We start from the raw sequence: 9,302 nt of genomic DNA, 5'->3' as shown, positions 1-9,302 counted from the left end.
GAACAACTCCAAGCTAGCCCTGGATCCTAAATTGGTCACCAATTTACCAAAGTGACGTAGGTCGCTCCCCTGAGCTCTTCTCCTGGGCCGATGAGCGCGTTATCGTCCGCCCGCTCCGGGGTTCCGCCGCCCCGTCTGATGTACTGGTCAGCGTGTCCACGCAGCCCGAAGCGCCCGATTTCACGTCTCTCCTGCGCCCCGTCGTGCGGGAGTCCTCGGTCAGTGAGGTGGCCAAGCGGCTCCTTGATCACCTGTCCGAGGGGAACCTGAAGCCGGGCACGCGCCTGCCCGCCGAGCGCCAGCTCGCCGACGCCCTCGGCGTCGCGCGGTCCAGCGTGCGCGGGGCGCTCTCCGCGCTGGACGTCCTGGGCATCATCGAGATCAGGCCCGGCTCGGGCTCGTACGTCCGTGAGGGGACCTCGGAGTTCCTGCCGCGGGCCATCAACTGGGGCCTGATGCTCGGTCAGCGCCGCACGCAGGACCTGGTCGAGGTCCGCACCTTCATGGAGGGCATGTCGGCGCGGCTGGCCGCGGACCGGGCGTCCGAGGCCGACGTCGAGCGGCTGGAGGAGCACCTGGAGCGGATGCGGGAGGCGGGGACGGACGTCAAGGCGTTCATCGACGCCGATATCGCCTTCCACCTGGAGACCGCGAACATCGCCCGCAACACGGTGCTCAGCGACATCCTGCACTCCATCCGGGCGTTGCTCCAGGTGTGGATGGAGCGGGCGGGAGACATCGAGGGCACGGTCAGCGGGACGCTGCACGAGCACGGGGCCGTGCTCGACGCGATCCGGGCGGGCGACCCGGAGGGCGCGGACGCGGCGATGGCCGAGCACATGAGGCTGGCCAGCGACCGGCTGCGGCTGTCGCTGCGGGGGTCCGACGAGTAGGAGCGCAGGGGCGCGGGACTCAGGCCCGTACGTGCTCGGACGGGGCTGAATCCTCGGGCGGGGTGGGCCCCTCGCTTAGCTCCGGCCCCTCGCCTGGCACCGGCTCCTCGCGCGGCACCGGCTCCTCGGGCCGGTCCGGGGCCGGCCTCCGCCGCGCGGCTCCGCCCAGCAGACCCGGCAGTTCGGTCAGGGCGCTGATGTGCCAGTCCGCCGTCTCCAGCACGTCCGGATGGTCCGCCCACCAATGTCCGTACGGGCCACGGCGGATGTGGGCCGCCCGCAGTCCGGACGACTTCGCCGGGAAGAGGTCGTCGGCGGGGTGGTCCCCCACGTACAGGGTGGCCTCCGGCGCGGCGCCCGACACCTCCAGCACGCGGGCGAAGAACTCCCGGTCCGGTTTGGTGACGCCCCACTCCTCCGAGGTGACGACCAGGTCGGCCGGCAGGTCCAGGGCCCGCAGCAGCGCTCCCGCCCGCGCCGTCCGGTCGCCCGCCACGACGACCCGAAGGCCGAGCGCGCGCAGTTCGGCCAGCGCCGGGCGGACGTCGGGATAGAGGTCCCTCTCGTCCAGGTGCTCACCGCGCCCGGCCGCCGCCCGGGCGTGGTACGCCTCCCCGACGTCCATGCCGGGACGCAGGATGCGCAACGCGTCGGTGCCGTCGCGGCCCTGTGCGACGGCGGCGCCGACCAGGGCGCTGACGGTGTGCGGCGGGACCCCGAGCCAGTCGGCCCACGAGGCCCAGTGGCGGTCGTCGCGGACGAGGGTCTCTCCGATGTCGAAGACGATCGTTTCCATCACCTCCCCGAGCCTACGGGGCAAGCGGGACATAACGGCCAAGGCGCCAGTGGTCGAACGGCGGTTACGCGGGGAAGAGGCCCTGGTCCGGAAGGAGTGACGCGCTCGTATGCTCGGATCATGACCGTTCCTCAGCGCCCCACGACCAACGCCATGCGGCGTGCCCTCCGGCGGGCCCGCGACGGTGTCGCCCTCGACGTGGCAGAGGCCGCCGTCCTGCTCCAGGCGCGGGGGGACGACCTGACCGATCTCGCCGCGTCCGCCGCCCGGGTCCGGGACGCGGGTCTCGAAGCCGCGGGCCGGCCGGGAGTGATCACGTACTCCCGAAAGGTCTTCATCCCGCTGACCCGGCTCTGCCGGGACACCTGCCACTACTGCACCTTCGTCACCGTGCCCGGGAAGCTCAGGCGCGCGGGCCACGGGATGTTCCTGTCGCCGGACGAGATCCTCGACATCGCCCGTAAGGGCGCCGGAATGGGCTGCAAGGAAGCCCTGTTCACGCTCGGCGACCGGCCCGAGGACCGATGGCCCGAGGCGCGGGAGTGGCTGGAGGCCGAGGGTTACGACGACACCCTGGCGTATGTGCGGGCCATGGCGGTGCGGGTGCTGGAGGAGACGGGGCTGCTGCCGCACCTGAACCCCGGGGTGATGACGTGGACGGACCTTCAGCGGCTGAAGCCCGTCGCGCCGTCCATGGGCATGATGCTGGAGACGACGGCGACCCGGCTGTGGTCGGAGAAGGGCGGACCGCACCACGGGTCCCCGGACAAGGAGCCGGCCGTCCGGCTGCGGGTGCTGGAGGACGCGGGACGGTCCAACGTGCCGTTCACCACGGGCATCCTGATCGGGATCGGTGAGTCGTACGAGGAGCGGGCCGACTCCCTCTTCGAGCTGCGCAAGACGGCCCGTGCCTACCACGGCATCCAGGAAGTCATCGTCCAGAACTTCCGCGCCAAGCCCGACACTGCGATGCGCGGGATGCCGGACGCCGAACTGGAGGAGCTGGCCGCCGCGATCGCCGTCGCCCGCCACATCCTCGGCCCCTCGGCCCGCATCCAGGCCCCGCCGAATCTCGTCGACGCCGAGTACGCGCTGCTGATCGGCGCGGGCATCGACGACTGGGGCGGTGTCTCGCCCCTCACCCCGGACCATGTGAACCCCGAGCGCCCCTGGCCGCACGTCGACGAACTCGCGGCCCGCACCGCCGAGTCCGGCTTCCAGCTGCGCGAACGCCTCACCATCTACCCGGAGTTCATCCAGCGCGGCGAGCCCTGGCTGGACCCCCGCCTCCTCCCGCACGTCCGCGCGCTCGCCGACCCGGAGACGGGTCTCGCGAGGGAGGGCGTGATTCCGGCCGGGCTGCCCTGGCAGGAGCCCGACGAGGAGTTCGGCTCGTCCGGCCGCACCGACCTGCACCGCACCATCGACACCGAGGGCCGCACCGGCGACCGCCGCGACGACTTCGACGAGGTGTACGGCGACTGGGAGGCCCTGCGCGAGGCCGCCGCCCCCGGCATGGTGCCGTCCCGCATCGACACCGACGTACGCGAGGCCCTGAGCCAGGCCGCCGACGACCCCACCAAGCTCACCGACGACCAGGCCCTCGCCCTGCTCCACGCCGACGGGCCTGCGCTGGACGAGCTGTGCAAGATCGCTGACACCCTGCGCCGGGACGTGGTCGGTGACGAGGTCACCTACATCGTCACCAGGAACATCAACTTCACCAACGTCTGCTACACCGGCTGCCGCTTCTGCGCCTTCGCCCAGCGACGTACGGACGCCGACGCCTACACCCTGTCCCTGGACCAGGTCGCCGACCGCGCGGCGCAGGCATGGGACGTCGGCGCGGTCGAGGTCTGCATGCAGGGCGGCATCCACCCGGACCTGCCCGGCACCGCGTACTTCGACATCGCGCGAGCGGTGAAGGAACGCGTACCGGGCATGCACGTCCACGCCTTCTCGCCGATGGAGGTCGTCAACGGCGCGACCCGCACCGGCATGTCCATCCGCGACTGGCTGACGGCCGCGAAGGAAGCCGGCCTCGGCTCGATCCCAGGCACCGCGGCGGAGATCCTCGACGACGAGGTCCGCTGGATCCTCACCAAGGGCAAGCTGCCGACGGCCGACTGGCTGGAGGTCATCAGGACGGCCCACGAGACGGGCCTGCGCTCCTCGTCCACGATGATGTACGGCCATGTCGACCAGCCCCGCCACTGGCTCGGCCACTTCCGGACGCTGGCCCGCCTCCAGCAGGAGACGGGCGGCTTCACGGAGTTCGTGACGCTGCCGTTCATCCACACCAACGCCCCGGTCTACCTGGCGGGCATCGCCCGCCCGGGCCCCACCGACCGCGACAACCGGGCCGTCACCGCGATGGCCCGCCTGCTGCTCCACCCGCACATCACCAACATCCAGACCAGCTGGGTGAAGCTCGGCGCGGAGGGTGCAGCCGAAATGCTGCGCTCGGGCGCGAACGACCTCGGCGGGACGCTGATGGAGGAGACCATCTCCCGCATGGCGGGCTCCAGTTACGGCTCGTACCGCTCGATCCAGGACCTCGTGGCCATCGCCGACCTGGCAGGCCGCCCGGCGAAGCCGCGCACGACGCTGTACGGCGAGGTCCCGGAGGAACGCGTCAAGGCCGCGGCGGCGTCGGACGGGCACCTGCCGGAGCTGCTGCCGGTGCTGCCGCAGTAGGGGAAGCCCTGGCCGCCGCTTCCGGAGCCGCACGACGGGGCTCCGGAAGCGGCTGCTCGCGACTGACGCACGGAGTGCGTCACTCACATGGGTGATACGTCTCTTTGGGGCGGGTCTGGGCGGCAGTGCGAACATATGCTCCTGGCAAGAACCAACCTGTGCTCGGGGGCGCTTCGAGCATCACGCCACTCGCAGGAGCCCTGCATGGTCAGTTCGCCCCACGAGGCGATGCACCGCATCTTCCAGGAGCACCCGGGCCTGTTCTCCCGCGTCTCGGAAGTGCTGGGGATCACGATCGCCCCACCCGTCTCGGTCACCGTGATGCCTACCGACCTGACCGAGAACCGGCCCCTGGAGCGGCGGGTGGACACCCTGCTTCGGCTGGAGACGGAGCACGACGAGCCGCTTCTCCTGGCCATCGAGGCCCAAGGAAAGAAGGACACGGACAAGCCGGCGAGCTGGGCCTATTACCTGTCCTATCTCCACACGAAATACCGGCTCCCGCCGCTGCTGCTGGTCGTCTGCCAGGACCGTGCGACGGCGGAATGGGCCTCCGCTCCCGTCTCCATCGGCCCCCGCCAGTGGCCCGCGCTCACCCTGCGGCCCCTCGTCGCGGGCCCGCACAACATGCCGGTGATCACCGATGTCGCCGAGGCCCGCAAGGATCTGGCACTCACCACGCTTGCGGCGATCACACATGCCGCCGATCCGGACATCGGTGCCATACTGAAAACGCTGTCCACCGCTCTGCGGGACGTACCGGAAATCATCGCCGATCCCCTTGTCGAACTCACCGCGCAAGGCCTGGGCAACCGCCCGGCCGCACAACAGTGGAGGAACCTGGTGGCCGTGGACCTCTCTTTCTACAAGTCCTTCATGGCAGAGGAAATCCGGGACGAGGGCCGGAACGAGGGCCGGACGGAAGGCATTGCTCAGGGCATCCTGCTCTTCCTCGCGCAAGCGGGCGTCGACGTATCGGACGAGGCGCGTGAGCGGATCACCACCTGCGGCGATCTCGACACCCTGCACCGCTGGCTCCTGCGGGCCCCCACCGCCCGGTCGGCCGAGGACGTCTTCGCCGAGGAGTAGGCGGCTCGGTTCCTCAGCCGAGAAGCGACCAACGCCCCCCGGCCTGACCGTCAGCGATACCCCGACGCGTCGGCCGGCTTCCCGGCGTCGGCGACCTCGACGAGATAGCGCCAGGAGTCGGGGCGGGAACCGTCGAGGTCGGTGAAGCTGTACTCCTGGGCGAGCTGCCCGCTGGACAGTGACTGCCCGTTCCGGCGGGCCAGGTCCGTGTCCCCGGCCAGAGCGGCGACCCCGCGGCCCACGTACGCCGGGCTTTCCGAGATGCAGAAATGCGGCACCTCGGTCAGCGCGTCGCGCCAGTTCTCCTCCGCCACGCCGAAGGTGTCGAGCATCATCTCCGAGCGGAGCCAGCCCGGGGTGAGGGCCACAGCGGTCCCGCCGTGCGGCTCCAGCTCGTGGGCGAGGACGAACGCCATGCGGAGCACGCTGTTCTTGACCAGGTCGTAGAAGTAGGAGTTTCGGTAGTTCGCCGCGTTGTACGCGGCTGTTCCGTCGGTCATCTCGACCACGAGCCCGCCCGGCCGCCGCACCAGCAGGGGCAGCAGGAAGTGGCTGGTGATCGCATGCGTCTCCACACCCAGCCTGAGCAGCCGCAGTCCGTCGTCGAGGTCGTGTTCCCACACCGGCTTGTCGAAGGCGAACAGCCGCTCGCCGCCCCAGACGTCGTTGACGAGTACGTCGAGCCGCCCCTGCTCGGCATCGATGCGCCCGGCCAGCGCACGGACCTGCTCGGGCACCAGGTGGTCGGTCGGAACCGCGATGCCCGTACCGCCCGCGGCGGTGACGAGCTCCGCGGTCTCCTCGATCGTCTCGGGCCGGTCGTACTCCGATCGCTGCTCCCGGGTCGTGCGCCCGGTGACGTACACGGTCGCACCCGCCGCGCCGAGCTGAACGGCGATACCGCGCCCGGCGCCCCGGGTGGCGCCTGCGACCAGGGCGGTCTTTCCGTGGAGTGCGGGTGTGGAAGTGTCGGGCATGAATCTCCTCGAGTCCTGGCCTGCTGTACTCCCCGGTCCATGAATGTCGTCGCCGACGACCGGTGAAACCATGCTCGGCGTCATACCCGACACCCTGTGTCCCCTTTTTCGGCGGACTCGCGACCCGGTCCGTCCTTCCGACGAGCCGATGATGACGCCGGGGGACGGGAGGAGCGCTTAGCTCAGCGTTCGCTCGGGGTCCCGCCCGCCGCCGTGGCGATCACGTCGTCCAGCACCTCCCGGGAGCGCCGCAGCTCGTCGATCTTCCGGTCGATGCGTTCGCGCTCCACGGAGAGGTCGCTGACCAGGCGCGGGGTGGCGATCTCGGACGGGCCGCCGTCCGCGTCCCGTACGCAGGGCAGCAGCTCGGCGATCTTCGAGCTGCACAGCCCGGCGGCGTAGAACTCCTGGATGCGGATCACGCGGTCCACCGCGCTCTCGGCGTAGTCGCGGTGGCCTCCGGGGGTGCGGTCGGCCGTCAGGAGGTTCTGGGTCTCGTAGTAGCGCAGGGAGCGCTCGCTCACGCCCGTACGTGTGGCCAGCTCGCCGATCCGCATCGTTTTCTCGCCTCCGGGACTTGAACCTGACACCGGTGTCAATTCTTACCGTTCCGGCATGACGAACGCAGCCACTTCTCCCGCGAAGCTCTTCGAGACCGTCGAACTCGGTCCCCTCACCCTTCCCCACCGCCTCGTGATGGCTCCGCTGACCCGGAACCGCGCCACCGCGGACGGCGTCCCGACCCCGCTCATGGCGACGTACTACGCGCAGCGCGCCTCGGCGGGGCTGATCATCGCGGAGGCGTCCACGCCGAACGCCGTGGGGCAGACGTACCCGAACATCACCGCGATCCACAGCCCGGCCCACGTCGCCGGGTGGCGGCGGGTCACCGTCGCGGTCCGTGCGGAGGGCGGGCGGATGTTCCTCCAGATCCAGCACGGCGGGCGCGCCGGCCATCCCGACACCAGCGGACTGACGCCGGTCGCCCCCTCGCCGATCGCGCTGCCGGAGACGATCCACACCCCGGCCGGGCGCGTGCCCTCGGTCGTGCCCCGCGAGATGACCACCGAGGACATCGCCTCCACCGTCGCCGACTTCGCCTCGGCGGCCCGCAACGCCATCGAGGCGGGCTTCGAAGGCGTCGAGGTGCACAGTGCCAACGGCCACCTGCTCCACCAGTTCCTGGGCCAGGGGACCAACCGTCGCACCGATGCCTACGGCGGGTCCGTGGACCACCGCGTCCGCTTCGTCGTGGAGGTGGTGGAGGCCGTGGCGGCGGCGATCGGTCCCGAGCGGGTCGGTCTGCGCGTATCGCCGTGGAGCACGGTCAACGGGATGGTGGAGGGCGACACCGAGGAGATCTACCCGGCGCTCCTCGCGGCCCTGGCGGGGGCGGGCCTCGCCTATCTGCACGTGGGATACGCCGATCCGGAGGACCCCGTCTTCCAGCGGATCCGTAAGGACTGGCAGGGCATGCTGATGGCCAACCCCGTCCTGCCGAAGGACCGCATCCCGGAGGACGGCGGCATCGCCCACGCCGAGCGGCTGCTGGCTGCCGGAGCGGACGTGATCGCGCTGGGCCGCCCCTTCCTCGCCAACCCGGACCTGATCCGCCGGATGCGCACGGGGGCGCCGGTGAACCAGGTCCGGGACGCGTACCTGATGTACGTGGGCGGGGCGACGGGTTACACGGACTATCCGACGCTGGACGCCGTGGGATGAGCCGCGTAGGCGACGAACGCGGTCCAGGCGGGCGCGGTGATGGTGAGGGCGGGGCCGGTGGGGGCCTTGCTGTCTCGGACGGGCACCAGGTCGGGGAAGCCGTCGGCTACTTCGAGGCAGTTGTTCGCTCCGCCGTCGCTGTAGCTGGACTTGCGCCACACCACGGTTCCGAGGTCGGGGATACGGCTCATGATCTGTGCTCCTCCAGGACGCCCCTGATGAACCCGATGGACTCCGGCGGGGGCAGCGCCCGGTCCCGTAGCCGATCGTAGGACAGCCGGTAACGCGTCACTGCCGCCGGTTCTTCGATGAGCTCGGCACACCCGTTGCCCTCCGTGTAGGCAATCGAGGTTCCGTCTTCCTGCCAGAGCAGGGTCAGGGAGCCGTCCATGAGGTGATGCGAACCCACTGAGAAGGGGAGCACCTGGAGGACCACCGACGGAAGTTCCGCTGCGTCGATCAGATGCGTCAGCTGTTCGTCCCACATCTTGGCGTCCGCGACGGGGCGGCGCAGCGCGTACTCGTCGATGATGATCCGGACCGACGGGGCGGGCTTGCGGTGCAGCAGCTGCTGCCGGCCCATGCGTGCCACCACCTGCTCCTCCACCAGCTCGGTGTCTTCCGGGACTTCCTGGGCACCGGACAACGACTCGCGCGCTACTTCTTCCGTTTGGAGAAGGCCCGGTACTCCGAGTGTGAACACGTGCATGATCCGCGCCGTCGGCTCCAGCCGCATGAACTCCTTGTACCGGTCCTTGAAGACCTCCCGGCGGGCGACCTTCCACAGCTGCACCAGCAGGCCGCCGGTCTCGTAGTGCCGGTCCAGGTCCTCCATCACCGCCAGTTTGGACAGCCGCTGGCCCGTCTCCAGGCGGTACAGATAGCTCTTGTCGTACCGGGTCTCCGCCGCGAGCTGGCCGAGCGACTTCCCCGACCGCTCCCTGAGATACCGCAGGGCCCGGCCCAGCGCGGCGCGCCCCGACTCCTCGTCCACCTCGGCCGACGCCTGGGTCATCGCGGTCCTCCCGTTGTCCTGTGCACCGGCAATCAGGCACCTCTTACGAGGCTACGGGCGGAGGGTGACCATCGGTGTACCAACGGTGAGCATCACCCGATCGAAGACACTCA

9 protein-coding genes are annotated in these 9,302 nt (G+C 70.4%); 4 read left to right on the top strand and 5 right to left on the bottom strand.

The window, feature by feature from the left end:
• The first annotated feature begins 152 nt into the window (after window positions 1-152).
• Complete coding sequence (locus AB0P41_RS22555; RefSeq protein ID WP_356709873.1) at window positions 153-893, top strand: FadR/GntR family transcriptional regulator; 741 nt, start codon at window positions 153-155, stop codon at window positions 891-893.
• A gap of 19 nt (window positions 894-912) precedes the next feature.
• Here the strand turns inward: AB0P41_RS22555 and AB0P41_RS22550 are convergent, their stop codons facing one another.
• Window positions 913-1,689, bottom strand: coding sequence for an HAD family hydrolase (locus AB0P41_RS22550; RefSeq protein WP_365933855.1), 777 nt, complete (start codon window positions 1,687-1,689; stop codon window positions 913-915).
• Window positions 1,690-1,809: 120 nt separating this feature from the next.
• On the opposite strand from AB0P41_RS22550, the gene AB0P41_RS22545 reads away from it, so the two are divergent.
• Together AB0P41_RS22545 and AB0P41_RS22540 are read left to right on the top strand one after the other, a co-directional pair.
• Complete coding sequence (locus AB0P41_RS22545) at window positions 1,810-4,386, top strand: bifunctional FO biosynthesis protein CofGH (RefSeq protein ID WP_365933758.1); 2,577 nt, start codon at window positions 1,810-1,812, stop codon at window positions 4,384-4,386.
• 204 nt (window positions 4,387-4,590) lie between these two features.
• Window positions 4,591-5,475, top strand: coding sequence for a hypothetical protein (locus AB0P41_RS22540; RefSeq protein WP_365933756.1), 885 nt, complete (start codon window positions 4,591-4,593; stop codon window positions 5,473-5,475).
• Window positions 5,476-5,525: 50 nt separating this feature from the next.
• Here the strand turns inward: AB0P41_RS22540 and AB0P41_RS22535 are convergent, their stop codons facing one another.
• A complete protein-coding gene (locus AB0P41_RS22535) occupies window positions 5,526-6,452 on the bottom strand; it encodes an SDR family oxidoreductase (RefSeq protein ID WP_365933754.1) in 927 nt (308 codons plus the stop codon).
• A 182-nt stretch (window positions 6,453-6,634) separates the two neighbouring features.
• Complete coding sequence (locus tag AB0P41_RS22530) at window positions 6,635-7,009, bottom strand: MerR family transcriptional regulator (protein WP_365933751.1); 375 nt, start codon at window positions 7,007-7,009, stop codon at window positions 6,635-6,637.
• A gap of 58 nt (window positions 7,010-7,067) precedes the next feature.
• On the opposite strand from AB0P41_RS22530, the gene AB0P41_RS22525 reads away from it, so the two are divergent.
• Entirely contained in the window at window positions 7,068-8,174 is a 1,107-nt protein-coding gene (locus AB0P41_RS22525; RefSeq protein ID WP_365933749.1) for an alkene reductase, read from the top strand.
• Here the strand turns inward: AB0P41_RS22525 and AB0P41_RS22520 are convergent.
• The gene (locus tag AB0P41_RS22520) at window positions 8,147-8,365 is read right to left on the bottom strand and encodes a DUF397 domain-containing protein (RefSeq protein WP_365933747.1); all 219 of its coding nucleotides are present in this window, start codon (window positions 8,363-8,365) and stop codon (window positions 8,147-8,149) included. The two genes, AB0P41_RS22525 and AB0P41_RS22520, sit on opposite strands and share 28 nt — an antisense overlap.
• The gene (locus tag AB0P41_RS22515; RefSeq protein ID WP_365933744.1) at window positions 8,362-9,189 is read right to left on the bottom strand and encodes a helix-turn-helix transcriptional regulator; all 828 of its coding nucleotides are present in this window, start codon (window positions 9,187-9,189) and stop codon (window positions 8,362-8,364) included. The genes AB0P41_RS22520 and AB0P41_RS22515 overlap by 4 nt, the downstream gene beginning before the upstream one ends.
• Between the last annotated feature and the right edge of the window lie 113 nt (window positions 9,190-9,302).

This window comes from Streptomyces sp. NPDC079167 (assembly GCF_040686735.1).
GTDB lineage: Bacteria > Actinomycetota > Actinomycetes > Streptomycetales > Streptomycetaceae > Streptomyces.
The sequence above is the reverse complement of the archived record's forward strand: the minus strand, read 5'-3'. Positions and strand labels throughout refer to the sequence as shown.

Bases quoted from the DNA above. Each gene is read 5' to 3' on its own strand.
- AB0P41_RS22550 (WP_365933855.1), bottom strand. From the start codon at position 1,689: ATGGAAACGATCGTCTTCGACATCGGAGAGACCCTCGTCCGCGACGAC.
- AB0P41_RS22545 (WP_365933758.1), top strand. From the start codon at position 1,810: ATGACCGTTCCTCAGCGCCCCACGACCAACGCCATGCGGCGTGCCCTC.
- AB0P41_RS22540 (WP_365933756.1), top strand. From the start codon at position 4,591: ATGGTCAGTTCGCCCCACGAGGCGATGCACCGCATCTTCCAGGAGCAC.
- AB0P41_RS22535 (WP_365933754.1), bottom strand. From the start codon at position 6,452: ATGCCCGACACTTCCACACCCGCACTCCACGGAAAGACCGCCCTGGTC.
- AB0P41_RS22530 (WP_365933751.1), bottom strand. From the start codon at position 7,009: ATGCGGATCGGCGAGCTGGCCACACGTACGGGCGTGAGCGAGCGCTCC.
- AB0P41_RS22525 (WP_365933749.1), top strand. From the start codon at position 7,068: ATGACGAACGCAGCCACTTCTCCCGCGAAGCTCTTCGAGACCGTCGAA.
- AB0P41_RS22520 (WP_365933747.1), bottom strand. From the start codon at position 8,365: ATGAGCCGTATCCCCGACCTCGGAACCGTGGTGTGGCGCAAGTCCAGC.
- AB0P41_RS22515 (WP_365933744.1), bottom strand. From the start codon at position 9,189: ATGACCCAGGCGTCGGCCGAGGTGGACGAGGAGTCGGGGCGCGCCGCG.